This is a genomic window from Clostridium sp., from assembly GCF_051656525.1.
Lineage (GTDB): Bacteria > Bacillota > Clostridia > Clostridiales > Clostridiaceae > Clostridium.
Map to the genome: position 1 here is coordinate 1 of NZ_JBOGCC010000391.1, position 15,504 is coordinate 15,504.

The following is a 15,504-nucleotide window of genomic DNA, read 5'->3' on the forward strand; positions in this document are numbered from 1 at the left end:
TGTTTTGCTAAATTTAATATGCAAAGTTTAGGTGAGTTAATATAAGATTAACTATTATATAAAGATTTCTTAAAAAAGGGTATAAAAAAAGCCCCTCCTAATAAAAGGACGAGATTATTCACGTGGTACCACCTTAATTCGTTATAAAATATATAACCTTAATAGCTTTAACGAGCTTATCCGATAACATCTAATAACTAAAAGCTTTCAATGTATAACTCCAAGATGTATTCAAAGTAAATAACTATGTGCCTCTCATCACCCGGCAACTTTCTGTAAAGCTTAGATACTTCTACTTCTTCTTATCAATGTCTTTAATTTATTACTCTTACATACATACAATTTATAATTGCATGAATTTATTATATATCCCTAAAAAATAATAGTCAACAAGAAAAAATACAAATATGAGAATAAAAAAAAGATATAAATAAATAATAAATAGTGACGCTGTCAAAATAGAAGAGATAATATCTAGGTAGTATGGCTAATAAGTGAAAAAAGAAAATATGAAATTAGTTTAAAGAATGTTAATAAAATTATTGTAATATAAAAAAGAAAATTAATAGAGAAAGAGGGAAAATAATGAAAATATTAAGATTACTCTTGATTTTTATACCAGTAAGTATAGTAGCTCACTTTATAGGAGTTAATCCAGTAATAGTATTTTTCTTATCTGCATTAGCTATAGTTCCATTAGCAGGACTTATGGGAGAAGCAACAGAAGGGATTGCACATTTTACAGGACCCAAGCTTGGGGGATTTTTAAATGCAACATTTGGAAATGCAACAGAACTTATAATATCTTTTTTTGCACTTAAAAGTGGCTTATTTGAGGTAGTAAAATCATCTATAGCAGGGTCTGTTATAGGAAATATTCTTCTTGTACTTGGAGCTAGTATGCTTGCAGGTGGATTAAAACATAAAAATCAAAAATTTAATAAGAAGGTAATTGAAGTTAGTTCAAGTATGTTACTATTTGCAGTAATTGGATTAACTATACCGGCGATATTTACACATACTGTAGATAAAAGCTTACTTAATACAAGATATGAAGGATTAAGTATATTTGTTGCAGTTATTATGTTTATAATTTACATATTAAGTTTAGTTTTTTCATTTTTTACACATAAAGATATTTATGCCGTTGAAGAGAGTAAATGTGATGAAAAGGAAAAAGAATGTGAAAAAGGTTGGAGTATGAAAAAATCAATATTGGTTTTAGCAGTAGCAACAGTTCTTATAGCAATTGAATCAGAATTATTAGTTTCAGGTGTAGAACCTTTAACAAAATCTTTGGGGTTAAGTGAATTCTTTGTAGGTATAATAATTATTCCTATAATAGGAAATGCAGCTGAACATAGTACAGCGGTAGTTATGGCTATGAAAAATAAAATGGATGTAGCAGTAGAAATTGCACTTGGTTCAAGTCTTCAAATAATTTTATTTGTTGCACCAATTTTAATTTTTTTAAGTTTATTATTTACGCCAATGAGTATAATATTTAATCCATTTGAATTAGTAGCGCTTATTGTTGCAGTTCTAATTGGTAATAGAGTAGCAAGTGATGGAGAATCAAATTGGCTTGAAGGGGTACAACTTTTAGCGGTTTATTTAATTATAGCAGCAGCATTTTTCATTGTTTAGCTAAAGAAAAAAAGTCCTTATGCAAAATTTTTGTGTAAGGACTTATTATTTTGGTATACTAAGGAAATAAAGAAGATAAGGACGTGATTTTTTTGAAAAAATTATATTATGAAGATAATTATATAAAAGAATTTATAGCAGAAGTAGAAGAGATAAAAGAGAAAGATGGAAAATATCATATTTCTTTAGATAAAACAGCATTTTTCCCAGGTGGTGGTGGGCAACCAAAAGATAAGGGAACTATTGAAGGAATTGAAGTTGTAGACCTTTATGAAGAAAATGATGTAGTTTATCATGTAGTAGAAAAGAATATTTTAAAAAAGCATAGATTAAAATGTGAAATTGATTGGGAGCATAGATTTGATTATATGCAACAACATTTAGCACAACATCTTTTATCAGGATGCTTTTATAAGTTATTTAATAAAAATACAGCAGGAATTCATTTAGGAGAAGAAATTAATACTATAGATATAGTAGGAAAAGTTACAGAAGAAGAAATAAGAGAAGCAGAAGAATTTGCAAATTTAAATATATTTAAAAATTTAAAGGTGGAGTTTATTTTTCCTGATAAAAGAGAATTAAAAAAGATGAACCTTAGACGTGATTTACCAAAAACTAATGAAAAAATTAGAATAGTTAGAATTGATGACTTAGATATAAATGCATGTTGTGGAATTCATCCATCAAGTACAATAGAGCTTATGTGTATAAAGTTAAAGAGATCAGAAGGTCATAAAGGAAATACAAGGATAGAATACTTAGCAGGAAAAAGAGCAATAGAGGATTCACTTAAAAGAGATATATTTTCTAAAAAAGTATGTGAGTATTTAAGTTGTAGTGAAAATGAAGTAGTAAAAGGCATAGAAAACTTAAAAGAAGAAATAAAATCTTTAAATAAAGAAAATAAGGCTCTTTTAGATGAAAATAGTAATATGAAGGTTAAAGAAATAGTTCAAAATTGCGAAGAAGTTAATGGAATTAAAGTATTTAAAAAGGTTTATGATAAAGAAGATGTTAAAAAAATAAGTAAAATGATAGAAAAGATAAGTACTTTAGAAAATACAATTTCATTAGTGGGAATAACAAATGATGAAAAAGTAAATGTTATATTTTCAGCATCAAAAGATGTAGATATTCATATGGGAAATCTTTTAAAAGATGCGATTACATTATTAGATGGCCGTGGTGGAGGAAGCAAGACTCTAGCACAAGGTGGAGGAAAAAACAATAATAATGTAGAAAATATGTTGGAGTATGCATTAAGTAAAATTAAAAAATAAAAATTTTAAAAGCTTGGGTAAAATTTACTTAAGCTTTTAGTTTTGTATATAGATAAATTAGCAAAGTAAAGTCATTGTGGATAAGATGAAAAAGGAAAACTTATATGGAGAGTAAATATGAATCTAGAAGAGTTTATCTGTGATATATGTAAAAATGATTATATAAGAATGTTTACATTGGAAAATATTGTAGCAATAGGTCTTGGAAAGAAAATCATGAATGGATTTGAAATGGACAGTAGCTGTATGCATGTATATGTAAAAGAAAAAACTACCAGAGTCAGCAATTGCTCAAAGTATTATGATTCCTAAAATGTAGTATGGAATTTTTACAGATGTAATAGAATGTGGTGAGATAAAGCCATTAATATTTGATGATACAGTGAGATCTTTAATTGAAGGATATGTTATAGGAAGAGAATGTTGGCAAGCTATTAGAACCTATGATGGTCCAATGGAGAAAGGAAAGACTTTAAAAAAATCATATGGAATAATTTTACGGAGAAAAGTAATATGGTAATTACAACACTTATTAAAGCATATATGACAATAAAAAAATAGGAGATACTGAAGTATCTTTAGGAGGTGATATAGATTATATAATAATAGTTGAAAACATAGGAAATACAATAGGAACAAACTTTAGAGTTAGAGATATATTAGGTTCAGGAATAAGGTTAATTGATGGGAGTGTAAAAATAAATAGTGTATTTATTGATACAACAGATGTTAGCAAAATAGTTATAGGAGAGATAGAGAGTGGCGAAATTAAAAGGGTAACATTCAATTTAGGATTAGAAATATTTAAAGTTTTTGATAGAACATCCAATTTACTCAGAAAAAATTGGAAATTGTATCTTAAAGGTAAAAAATATAGGTGCAAGTGCTATAGGTAAATTATCTCTACAATACAAATAAAAATGGAGAAACTAGTAATAAAAAAACTGTAGGAGATGGAGAGGAAGTGGTATAGGAAGGTAATAAAAAAGACTGTTAAGCAGTCTTTTTTATTTCATGTATATCATTTGACGATTTTTAAAATATACAGGTGTAAGGTTCAGATCTTTACATAAGGTTAGAGCTATATCAAAGTTTGTAGAAATAGCATCAGGAGTATGTGCATCTGAACCAAGAGTTACAAAGTTTCCACCATATTCTTTATATAAAGAATATATTTCAACTGTGGACCTATATACTTCAGGAATATTTAATCTTCTAGTATTTATTTCTAAAGCTTTATTTTTAGAAATAAGAATAGTGAAAAGTTTTTTTAGATAATCACCGTGTTCTACAATAGTGAAATTATTATTATCAAAGTTACAATATCTACAAGGATAATCAATATGACCTAATGAATCAAAATTATCAAATTCAGAAATATAATTAATTGCAGATTTAAAATAATTTTCGAAATAATCTTTTTTAGACAAACCTTTTTGTGAGTAAGTATAATAAATATCTTCATCATCAACTGCGTGAACTGAACCGATTATAAAATCAAATGGATACAATTTTGAAATTCTAATATTTTCTTTAAGAATACTGGTACCAAGTCCAATTTCAATACCTAAAAGAAGATTAGAATTTCTATATTTTTCATAAAGCTTAAAAAAATTATCTAAATCAACACGGAATTCATTTTTATTATGATAATTTAAATCAAGATGATCGGTTAAAATAACACCTATATTAAGTTCTTTACTTCTTTTTACAATATCAGATATTTGCATTTCGCTATCAGAAGAAAGTTTTGTATGAATATGAGTATCAAAAATCATAGGGTTGCCCTCCTTAAATAAAAATTGCTTTTTTATATTATAGCATAGTATTATATGTATAGATTATGTAAAAATAAACTATAATATATATGGAGGAATAGTCATGAAAGAACTATTTAAAATCAAAGATTTAAGTTTCTCAGAGGAAAATTTTTTAGATAATATTGAAGAGTATGAAGATATAATAGAGTTAATTAAGGAATTTAGCAGTGAACTAGATTATGAAAAAATACAAACAGCAGATGATAATGAATGTTGTAACAAAAGTAGAGATAATTATATTGTTCAAATACATGGATATATTGATGAAAATGATGAGTTTATAACAAAAGAAGAGGCAGATAAATATAGAAATGTATTAGCTGAAAATAAATTAGATCTTTTTGTTATAAGAGTATTTAAATGCTGTGATTGTGGAAGTTGGTTAATTGATATATTAGAGTAGGGTAGACTAAAATCTATCCTTTTTTTATAAAAACAAAATTATGAATAAAATATTAATTGTATTGATTTTTTATGAAAAAAATGTATATTATATTTATAAAGGGTGTGTGTAAAATGAGAAAAAGTACAGATTCTGATAGAAAAAAAGGGGAAAAGTGGGAATTTGATTTTAAAAATATTAATAAGGATAGATTATTATATATATGGAAAAATCATAAAAAAATAATAGTTTCTATAACATTTATATCCTTTCTTTTTATGGGATATTTAATTGGAACACCTAAAAATAACAGACAAGAAGTAGTCGAAGAATTAGAAGTAGCATTAAAAATTGGAAATATTAATAAATTAGATAAGATTATAAAAGTAAATGGTAATAAAGTAAGTAAAAAAGAATTAGAGCCATTTAGTAAATATTTTTTAGAGAGAAGTAATAATATTCCTGAGTTTATTAAATTAGTATCTGAAGGAAAATCAAAAATGATGGACATAAAGAGAGAAAAAACATTTTTAGGGGAAAATTATTATGTAAATTTAAAAACTTTTGATTTAAAAGTAACTTCAAACTTACAAAATACAGATATAAAATTAGATGGAAAAAAGATAGAAGAAGGAACTGTAATATCAGGAGTAATTCCAGGTGAATATAGTCTTGTAGCACTTGTAGATACAAAATATGGAATAATAAAAGAGACAGGAGAAATATCTGTTTTAGATAACACAAATATAAACTTAGAATTAAAGGGTGATAATATTACAGTTAAATCGGAGCATAAGGATGCAGTAGTATTAATAAATGGAATTTCATCTAATAAAACAGTAAATGAATTTAAAAATGTTGGACCAATCCCAATGGATGGAAGTGTTTTAATTAGTATAGAAAAAGAATTTCCATGGGGGAAAATTAAGGGGTCAGAAGTAGTGGTTAAAAATAGTACTGATATAAAGCTAACATTAGATATGGCAAATGATGAACTATGGATTAAAGTAGGAAAAAGTATAAATGAGTTTTATGAAAGTGTATTTTTAGCGTTAACAAATGGAAATAAAGAAGAAATAAAATCAACGGTTGAAACTAAAAATAAGGTTTATAGTATATTAGAAAAAAATTATATTTTTTTAAAGAATAAATATAGTCTAAAAGAAGTTGTTATAGATAAAGAAAAAAGTCATTTTGAATATAAAGATGGTAATTATATAGGAAGTATAGTATGTGATATAGATTATATAATTAGTAAGGATATATTTGGGATTATAGGAATTCAAACATCAAAAGAAAATAAGAAATTTTTTACGAAAGTTACATTTAAGGATGGGAAATGGATAATAAGCGATATAGAGAATTTTTCTTTATAGCATTGAAAATTTAAGGGGGGCATATGAGTAAAAAGAAAATTTGTGCAATGATATTAATAGCTGTAATGGCAACACCGTTAATAGGGGATGTAGTAGCACATGCTAGTACAAAGTCACAAAATCAAATTAATCAAAATAAAAATAAAATAAATAATTTAGAAGAAGAAAAGAAAGAAATAGAAGAGAAAAAGAAAAGTGAGATGGAAAGACTTTCTGAAATAATGAAAGAAGTTGATATAAAAACTAAAAGTTTAGATAAACACCAAAGAATTGTTGATGAATATACAAATAAAATAAATAAGATAGATAGTGAAATACAATCTTTACAAAATAAAATTATAGAAACACAAAATACAATAGAAACAACAGAAGTTAAAATAAAAGAAAATGAAGAAGAAAAAAAGGTTAGAGAAGAAATACTTGGAGAAAGATTAAGCAGTTATTATAAAATGGATATGAATGCCCAATTCATACATATGGTTTTCTCAAGTCAGTCAGTAGGGGAACTTATTTCAACTATATTTAACATAGATAAAATTATAAAAACAGATCAAGAACTTATTACAGAAATAAAATTATTAGCAGAAGAACTTGATAAAGAAAAGAAAAGTTTAGAAGAAAATAAAGTAAAAATAGAAAATGATAAAAAAGTAGTGGAAAGTAGTAAAATAGAGCAAGAAAAATTAAAAACGGAAGCAGAAGTTGAAAGAAATAAATGGAAAGCTGAAGTAGATGGGCTAGAAGCCATAGAAAATGAAAAGAGAAGTATTATAAATAATATGGAGAATAGAGAAGAAAGAATTGAAAAGGAAATTGGAGACTTAGTTGATTTTAATAAAGAACTTCAAAAGGAGATTGATGGGATATTTGATCAAATTGGTAATCAGGGAGGAGCAGCACCATCTTCAAGTGGATTTATGAGGCCAAGTAGCTATGGTATATCAAGTCAATATGGACCAAGAGTTCATCCTGTAACAGGTGATAAAAATGGATTTCATACAGGAACAGATTTTGCAGCACCTTATGGAGCAACAACTGTTGCAGCAAATAGTGGAACAGTCGTTTTCTCAGGAGTCATGAGTGGATATGGAAATACAGTAGTTATAGATCATGGAGGCGGTGTACAAACGTTATATGCACATGCAAGTCAAAATCTTGTGTCAAGTGGACAAAAAGTTAGTAAAGGACAAGCTGTTGCGAAAGTAGGAAGTACAGGGCAAAGTACAGGGCCACATCTACATTTTGAAGTAAGAGTTAATGGAAGACATACAAATCCAATGAATTATATAAGCTAATATTTATATAACATATAGCTAGATTATACTTGAATTTTAATCTAGTTATATGTTACTTTTATTTAGAGAAAGATTAAGTTAAATAATGAAATATATTTTTAAAAAAATACATATATGGTAAAATAAAGGTTAACATACTGAAGGAGAGAAAAATATGATACATTTAGATAAAAAGACACATTTAAAAGACTCAGAAGAATACGAAGCATATACAGAAAATGAAGCAAAACTAACAGATGAAGAAAAAAAGATGTTAGGAATAAAAGTATGTGCATGTAAATGTAAAAAAGGAAAATAAGAATTTGGGAGGTATGAAGTTTGGCTAAACCAAGTATATTTAGTAAAGATTATGAGAAAAAAATGAAACAAAGAAGATTAAAAGTTGTATTAGTTATAGTTGTGTTATTAGCTGTTTCATTAGGTTTGTTTTATCAGTTTAAGCTAAAAGATATGGATTTTAACCAAATTATAAATAGTCTTCAAGCATGGGTAAATAATGAAACTGTTCCAGCTGAAAAGCAAACAGAAGCTGACAAAAAGACACCTGTGAAAGAAGATAAACCGGTGAATAATATATCAAAACAACAAATTAAAGAATTTAAACTTTTAAATAATGAAAATATTAAAGTGAAAATAACTGATACCAATGGAAATTTAATATTTAATGGTATCGAAGATAAAGGATACTATAGTTCTATATCACCAAATAAAAAAGAAATGGTTATATTAGATAAAAATCAAAATATGTTTTTAATAAATGTAAGTGGAAGCGTTAAAAACATAACTAAAGAAGAGTATGTTTCAAGTAAAGGAAGCAAATTTCCAAAAGAAACTATGATGAAAAAAGAAAAAGATAGTGGAGTGAATTATATTTGGGGTGTAAATCCAGTATTTATAGATGATAGTAATATTGCATATGTTAGTAATCTACCTTATTTTGGGGCATCAGCGAAAAATAAATATATTTGGGTATATAATATAGAAAATAATACTTATAAAGCAATATACAAAAGTGCATCACCAGAAACAGAGATAATAGGAAATTCTAATGGCAAAGGAACTGTAAAAGTCAAAATTGGAAATAATGAATATAATTTAGATAATAAGGGAAACCTTTCTAAAGAGTAAAATTAGGAAGGAAGTAACAATAAAGGTTTGATAATAGTTGTTAAACTATGTTATAATAGCCTAGTTAAATAAAGTGAATAAGAACTATTTTAGGAGGAATAAAAAATGGAAGCTAAAATGGAAAAAATAGAAGCTAACGTTGTAAAATTTGAAGTGAGAGTAGAGGCAGAAAAATTTACTGCTGCTTTAAATAAAGCATTCAATAAAAATAAAAGTAAATTTAATATTCCAGGATTTAGAAAAGGAAAGGTGTCTATGGCAATGATCAAGAAGTTCTATGGACTAGAAGTTCTTTTTGATGATGCTGTAAATACAGTAATAAATGAAACATATCCAAAAATATTAGATGAAAATAACATAAGACCAGTAGACTTCCCATCAATTGATGTAGTAGAAGTTGGAGAAGGAAAAGATTTAGTTTATACAGCAACAGTAACTGTATATCCTGAAATAGAATTAGGAGAATATAAAGGTTTAGATGTTAAAAAACCTGTATATGAAGTTTCAGAAGAAGAAATAGACAATCAAATAAAAGCTATGCAAGAAAAAAATGCAAGAGTTTCTGTTAAAGAAGACGGAACTGTTGAAAATGGTGATATAGCTGTTATAGACTTCAAAGGATTCATTGGAGAAACTGCTTTTGATGGAGGAGAAGGACACGATTATCCATTAGAAATAGGATCAGGATCATTTATAGGAAACTTTGAAGAGCAATTAGTAGGAATGAAAGCTGGAGATAGCAAAGACGTTGTAGTTACTTTCCCAGAAAACTATGGAAAAGAAGATTTAAACGGACAAGAAGCTAAATTCGAAGTAACAGTAAAAGAAATAAAAGTTAAAGAATTACCAGCAATTGATGATGAATTAGCAAAAGAAGTATCAGAATTTGATAGTTTAGAAGCTTTAAAAGCAGATATGAGAGAAAAATTAGTAGCTGCTAATGAAGAAAAAGCTAAAAGAGAATTTGAAGATGCATTAGTAAGTGCTGTAATAGAAAATTCTAAAATAGAAATACCAGAAGTAATGGTTGAAAAAGAAATCGATGCTATGGTAAAAGATTTAGAAAATAGATTACAATATCAAGGATTAAGTCTTGAGCAATACATGGAATTCACAGGGAACGATACTGCTAAAATGAGAGCATACATGAAAGAAAATGCAGAGAAAAAAGTTAAAGGTGAATTAGTAATAGAAGCTATAGCTAAAGCAGAAGACATAAAAGCTACTGAAGAAGATATAAATGCTAAAGCATTAGAATTAGCTAAAATGTATACTTCAGAAGATAAAGCTGAAGAAATGTCAAAAATGTTAGCTGCTACTCAAGGTGCAATGATTGAAAAAGAATTAGTTGTTGTAAAAGTAATTGAATTATTAGAAAACAATTGTAAATAATATGTAGTATTAATGATTGCCAGAAGAAGAATTTTTTCTGGCAATTATTTGAAATAAAATTAATGAAAGATTAGATTAATAAAAGGAAATTTTGTTAATACTAATAAATGTTACATTTTAAGGAGGGGAAAAGTATGAGTTTAGTACCAATGGTTGTAGAACAAACAAATAGAGGTGAAAGAAGTTATGATATCTTTTCAAGATTATTGAAAGATAGAATAATAATGATAAATGGAGAAATAAATGATGTGACTTCAAATTTAGTTGTAGCACAACTTTTATTTTTAGAAAGTGAAGATCCAGATAAGGACATCTATATTTATATAAATAGTCCAGGAGGATCAATTACTTCAGGAATGGCAATATATGATACAATGAATTATATAAAGCCACATGTATGTACTATATGTATAGGCATGGCTGCTTCAATGGGAGCATTCTTATTGACATCAGGACAAAAAGGAAAGAGATTTGCTCTTCCTAATGCAGAGATTATGATTCATCAACCTTTAGGAGGATTCCAAGGGCAGGCAACAGATATAGATATACATGCAAGAAGAATTATAAGAATAAAAGAAAAATTAAACAAAATTTTAAGTGAAAATACAGGGCAACCTTTAGAAAAAATAAATGTTGATGTTGAAAGAGATTATTTCTTAGAAGCTGATGAAGCAATGGAGTATGGATTAATTGATAAAGTAATTCAAAAAAATGAAATATAAGAATAGTCTACTTTAGTGAGGTGAGTTTATGGCGAAATATGAAGATAAAAAGCAACTAAAGTGTTCTTTCTGTGGTAAAAGTCAAGATCAAGTAAAAAGACTTATTGCAGGGCCGGGAGTATATATATGTGATGAATGTATTGAGTTATGTTCAGAGATTATAGAAGAAGAAATTATAGAGAAAAAAGAAGACGTTGTTTTAGATAAATTACCAAAACCGGCAGAAATAAAAAACCATTTAGATGATTATGTAGTAGGTCAAGATAATGCTAAAAAATCTTTATCTGTAGCAGTATATAATCACTATAAAAGAGTAAATGCTAAAGGAAAGGAAGCTGGAGATGTAGAGTTACAAAAAAGTAACGTATTATTACTAGGACCAACAGGTTCAGGTAAAACACTTTTAGCACAAACATTAGCAAAAGTATTAAACGTTCCATTTGCAATGGCAGATGCAACAACATTAACTGAGGCAGGGTATGTTGGTGAAGATGTTGAAAATATTCTTTTAAAGCTTATACAAAATGCAGATTATGATATTGAGAAGGCTGAGAAAGGTATTATATATATAGATGAGATAGATAAGATAACTAGAAAATCTGAAAATCCATCTATAACAAGAGATGTTTCAGGTGAAGGAGTTCAACAAGCGTTATTAAAAATTCTTGAAGGAACAGTAGCTTCAGTACCTCCACAAGGTGGAAGAAAACATCCACATCAGGAGTTATTACAAATAAATACTACAAATATTTTATTTATTTGTGGTGGTGCTTTTGATGGAATTGATAAAATTATAGAGAAAAGAACTGAAAAGAGTGGTATAGGATTTGGAGCTAACATCCAATCTAAACAAGAAAAAGATCTAGGTGTTTTATTAAAAGATATAATGCCAGGAGATTTATTAAAGTTTGGATTAATCCCAGAGTTTGTAGGAAGACTTCCTATAATAGTAACTCTTGAAAACTTAGATGAAGATGCATTAGTTAAAATATTATGTGAACCTAAAAATGCTCTTGTAAAACAATATAAGAAGTTATTTGAATTAGATAATGTTAATCTAATATTCAGTGATGAATCGCTAGAAGAAATTGCAAAAGAAGCAATTAAGAGAAAAACAGGAGCTAGAGGACTTAGAGCTATAATTGAAGAAGTTATGATGGATATAATGTTTACTGTTCCATCTGATGATTCAGTAAAAGAGGTTATAATTAATAAAGAATGTATAACATCTAAAGAAGAGCCAGAGTTAATTAGAGAAGATAGTAGCAAAAAGCTTTTAGAAGAAGCTAAAATAGAAGAATAATAAAAACTCATCTTTGAATTTCAAAGATGAGTTTTTTGTTGATAGATAGTTATTATAGAAAATACTCTATAAATGAAAGCAAATATAATATGTATCTAAAAAGATAGAGTATTTTAGAATAAGGGCTAATTATTGAAAAATGATAGACTTATGTTATACTAAATAGGTATAATATAAAAGTTTGGAGGAAGAGAAAAATGGAGAAAAATATTGTACTTCCTTTAATTCCTCTTAGAGGGTTAACAATTTTTCCTAATATGATTATTCACTTTGAAGTAGGAAGAGAAAAATCTAAGGGTGCTATAGAATTAGCTATGGCAAATGGCGGAGAGATTTTTTTAGTACCACAAAAAAATATTGAAGTTGAAAATCCTAAGAAAAGTGATATAGGCAAAATAGGGACTATAGCAAACATAAAACAGATAGTAAAATTACCAAATGGTATTTCTAGAGTTTTAGTTGAAGGTATGGAAAAAGCTAAAATAGTAAAATTTAAAAATAAAAAAGATTACTTAGAAGCAGAAATAGAGAGAATTGAAGAAGTAGTAAAAGAAGAAGATAAGGACTTGTTAGAAGCAAGTTTAAGAAGTATAAAAAAATCTTTTATAACATATATGAAGATTATAGGCGATAATAATCCAGAGCTTATAAGAGGAATAGAATTAGATGAGGATTTAAATAGACTAGTAGATATGATATCAGGAATAGCAATAGCAAGAGAGTCCGATAGGGTGAAAATGCTTGAGGAATCTGATATAAAGAAAAAAGTAAAGAGATTATTGGTTATATTAGAAGAAGAAATTGAGATACTTAAAATTCAAAAGAAAATAACAACAAATGTAAAAAGTAAAATAGATAAAGATCAAAAAGAATATTTCTTAAGAGAACAAATAAAGGCTATTCAAGAAGAACTTGGAGATGAAGAAGAGACTGATATTGAGAAGATTGAAGAATCACTTGTTGAAAGAGAACTTCCATCAGAAGTAAAAGAAAAAGTATTGCATGAAATTAAAAGATTAAAAGCAGTAGGATCAAATAGCTCTGAAGCAAATGTAATAAGAACATATATTGAATGGGTATTGGATATTCCATGGGAAAAGACTACAGAAGAAGTTGTAGATATAAAAAGAGCTGAAGAAATTATAAATAGAGATCATTTTGGTTTAGAAGACGTAAAAGAAAGAATAATAGAATTTTTAGCAGTTAAAAAAATTAGTGGAGATATGAAAGGACCTATTTTATGTTTAGTAGGACCACCAGGGGTTGGGAAAACATCAATAGTAAAATCTATTGCGGAGTCAATGAATAGAGAATATGCAAGAATTGCTTTAGGTGGAATGAGAGATGAATCAGAAATTAGAGGTCACAGAAGAACTTATGTAGGTGCTATGCCAGGAAGAATAGTAAGTGCACTTAAAACAGCAAAAAGTATGAATCCAGTTATACTTTTAGATGAAATAGATAAAATAAGTTCAAGCTATAAAGGAGAGCCATCAGATGCTCTTTTAGAGGTCTTAGATTCAGAGCAAAATAACACTTTTAGAGATAATTATATAGAAATGCCTATTAATTTATCGAAGACACTATTTATTGCAACAGCAAATAGTTTAGATACTGTTCCAAGACCACTTTTAGATAGAATGGAAATTCTTGAGGTATCAGGATATACTTATGAAGAAAAATTTAATATCGCTAAGAAGTATCTTTTACCTAAGCAGATAAAAGAACATAATTTGAGTAGTAAGAGTATTAAAGTTTCAGATGAAGCATTAAAAGTAGTTATAGATGGATATACAAGAGAATCAGGAGTTAGAGGATTAAATAGAGTTATTGGTTCTTTAGTAAGAAAAGCATTAACTGAAATGATAAAAAATGATAAAAAATCTATAATTATAAATGATAAAAAAGTAATTAATTTATTAGGTAAGAGAATATTTTCATTAGATAAAATGGATATAGAAGATAAGATAGGTGTTGTTACAGGAATGGCATGGACAGCATATGGTGGGGATACATTACCTGTAGAGGTTGTTGTTATGGATGGAACAGGAAAATTAGAGCTTACAGGTAAATTAGGTGAAGTAATGCAAGAATCAGCAAAAGCAGCATTTACGTATGTTCGTGCAAATGCAGAAAAATATGGAATAGAGAAAGACTTTTACAAGAAGAAAGATATTCATATCCATGCACCTGAGGGAGCAGTTCCAAAAGATGGACCATCAGCCGGAGTTACAATGGTAACAGCTATTATATCTGCACTTACTGGAAAAAAAGTAAAGCATAATGTTGCTATGACTGGTGAAGTAACTTTAACAGGGAGGGTACTTCCAATTGGTGGACTTAAAGAAAAAGCTTTAGCTGCATCACGATTTGGAATAGATACTATTATAATTCCTAAGGAAAATGAGAAAGATATAGAAAAGATACCAGAGAGTATTAAAAATACATTAAAAATAATAACTGCAAGTCAAGTTGATACAGTCGTAGAGAATGCAGTAATTGGAGTGAAAAAATAATGAGAATAAAACAGTCTGAGTTTATAATATCAGCAGTAAGAAAACCACAATATCCAATAGATGAAAGAGTAGAAATTGCTTTTGTGGGAAGATCAAATGTAGGAAAAAGTTCAATAATAAATGCACTTACAAATAGAAAAAAATTAGCTAAAGTAAGTCAAACACCAGGAAAAACAAAACTTATAAATTTCTTTTTAATCAATAATGATTTTTATTTAGTTGACTTACCAGGGTATGGATATGCTAAAGTTTCTAAAGTAGAAAAAGAGAGTTGGGGAAAAACTATAGAGGACTATTTAGCAGGAAGGGATGAATTAAAGAGAGTTGTACTTTTAGTTGATTCAAGACATAAACCAACTGGTGATGATATAATGATGCATGATTGGATAAAGCACTATGGATATGATGTAGTTGTAGTAGCTACAAAAAGTGATAAATTATCTAATAATGATTTAAGAAAAAGTGAAAAGTTAATAAGACAAACGTTGGAATTAGGAAAAGAAGATAAATTATACTTTTTCTCATCTTTAAATAAAAAAGGAAAAGATGAGCTTATAGATAAATTATTTTTAGAATTTGCAACAGATTTAGATTAAGAGGATAAGGGAAAAAATTTCCCTTATCTTTTTTTATTTTAGTG

Annotated in this window: 15 protein-coding genes and 1 other annotated feature; of the genes, 14 read left to right on the top strand and 1 reads right to left on the bottom strand. The window is 27.6% G+C overall.

The window, feature by feature from the left end; genetic code table 11:
* Nucleotides 1–101 precede the first annotated feature (101 nt).
* Nucleotides 102–318: a binding site (T-box leader), on the bottom strand.
* A gap of 267 nt (nucleotides 319–585) precedes the next feature.
* From cax to ACRDDY_RS18945, 4 genes are all read left to right on the top strand, one after another.
* A complete protein-coding gene (cax, locus tag ACRDDY_RS18930) occupies nucleotides 586–1,647 on the top strand; it encodes a calcium/proton exchanger (protein ID WP_438566465.1) in 1,062 nt (353 codons plus the stop codon).
* A 92-nt stretch (nucleotides 1,648–1,739) separates the two neighbouring features.
* Entirely contained in the window at nucleotides 1,740–2,930 is a 1,191-nt protein-coding gene (locus ACRDDY_RS18935) for an alanyl-tRNA editing protein (RefSeq protein ID WP_438566466.1), read from the top strand.
* A 117-nt stretch (nucleotides 2,931–3,047) separates the two neighbouring features.
* On the top strand, nucleotides 3,048–3,242 hold the full coding sequence (locus ACRDDY_RS18940; RefSeq protein ID WP_438566467.1) for a hypothetical protein: 195 nt from the start codon (nucleotides 3,048–3,050) through the stop codon (nucleotides 3,240–3,242).
* A gap of 245 nt (nucleotides 3,243–3,487) precedes the next feature.
* Nucleotides 3,488–3,826 carry a hypothetical protein gene (locus ACRDDY_RS18945; protein WP_438566502.1) on the top strand — a complete coding sequence of 113 codons (339 nt, stop codon included), beginning with the start codon at nucleotides 3,488–3,490 and terminating at the stop codon, nucleotides 3,824–3,826.
* Between the two features lie 111 nt (nucleotides 3,827–3,937).
* Here the strand turns inward: ACRDDY_RS18945 and ACRDDY_RS18950 are convergent, their stop codons facing one another.
* A complete protein-coding gene (locus tag ACRDDY_RS18950) occupies nucleotides 3,938–4,708 on the bottom strand; it encodes a histidinol-phosphatase HisJ family protein (protein WP_438566468.1) in 771 nt (256 codons plus the stop codon).
* Nucleotides 4,709–4,811: 103 nt separating this feature from the next.
* Here ACRDDY_RS18950 and ACRDDY_RS18955 point away from each other — a divergent pair, with 103 nt between their 5' ends.
* The 10 genes from ACRDDY_RS18955 (at nucleotide 4,812) to yihA (ending at nucleotide 15,460) form a co-directional block, all read left to right on the top strand.
* Nucleotides 4,812–5,153, top strand: coding sequence for a hypothetical protein (locus tag ACRDDY_RS18955; RefSeq protein WP_438566469.1), 342 nt, complete (start codon nucleotides 4,812–4,814; stop codon nucleotides 5,151–5,153).
* Nucleotides 5,154–5,266: 113 nt separating this feature from the next.
* On the top strand, nucleotides 5,267–6,508 hold the full coding sequence (locus ACRDDY_RS18960; RefSeq protein WP_438566470.1) for a TcaA 3rd/4th domain-containing protein: 1,242 nt from the start codon (nucleotides 5,267–5,269) through the stop codon (nucleotides 6,506–6,508).
* A 23-nt stretch (nucleotides 6,509–6,531) separates the two neighbouring features.
* Nucleotides 6,532–7,803, top strand: coding sequence for a murein hydrolase activator EnvC family protein (locus ACRDDY_RS18965; protein ID WP_438566471.1), 1,272 nt, complete (start codon nucleotides 6,532–6,534; stop codon nucleotides 7,801–7,803).
* A gap of 154 nt (nucleotides 7,804–7,957) precedes the next feature.
* Complete coding sequence (locus ACRDDY_RS18970; RefSeq protein WP_438566472.1) at nucleotides 7,958–8,101, top strand: hypothetical protein; 144 nt, start codon at nucleotides 7,958–7,960, stop codon at nucleotides 8,099–8,101.
* 20 nt (nucleotides 8,102–8,121) lie between these two features.
* Entirely contained in the window at nucleotides 8,122–8,931 is an 810-nt protein-coding gene (locus tag ACRDDY_RS18975; RefSeq protein WP_438566473.1) for a hypothetical protein, read from the top strand.
* Between the two features lie 105 nt (nucleotides 8,932–9,036).
* A complete protein-coding gene (tig, locus tag ACRDDY_RS18980; RefSeq protein ID WP_438566474.1) occupies nucleotides 9,037–10,323 on the top strand; it encodes a trigger factor in 1,287 nt (428 codons plus the stop codon).
* 134 nt (nucleotides 10,324–10,457) lie between these two features.
* On the top strand, nucleotides 10,458–11,045 hold the full coding sequence (clpP, locus tag ACRDDY_RS18985) for an ATP-dependent Clp endopeptidase proteolytic subunit ClpP (protein ID WP_438566475.1): 588 nt from the start codon (nucleotides 10,458–10,460) through the stop codon (nucleotides 11,043–11,045).
* A 28-nt stretch (nucleotides 11,046–11,073) separates the two neighbouring features.
* Nucleotides 11,074–12,348 carry an ATP-dependent Clp protease ATP-binding subunit ClpX gene (gene clpX, locus ACRDDY_RS18990; protein ID WP_438566476.1) on the top strand — a complete coding sequence of 425 codons (1,275 nt, stop codon included), beginning with the start codon at nucleotides 11,074–11,076 and terminating at the stop codon, nucleotides 12,346–12,348.
* 197 nt (nucleotides 12,349–12,545) lie between these two features.
* Nucleotides 12,546–14,864, top strand: coding sequence for an endopeptidase La (gene lon, locus ACRDDY_RS18995; RefSeq protein WP_438566477.1), 2,319 nt, complete (start codon nucleotides 12,546–12,548; stop codon nucleotides 14,862–14,864).
* On the top strand, nucleotides 14,864–15,460 hold the full coding sequence (gene yihA, locus ACRDDY_RS19000) for a ribosome biogenesis GTP-binding protein YihA/YsxC (RefSeq protein WP_438566478.1): 597 nt from the start codon (nucleotides 14,864–14,866) through the stop codon (nucleotides 15,458–15,460). Before lon ends, yihA begins: the two co-directional genes overlap by 1 nt.
* Nucleotides 15,461–15,504: the final 44 nt, after the last annotated feature.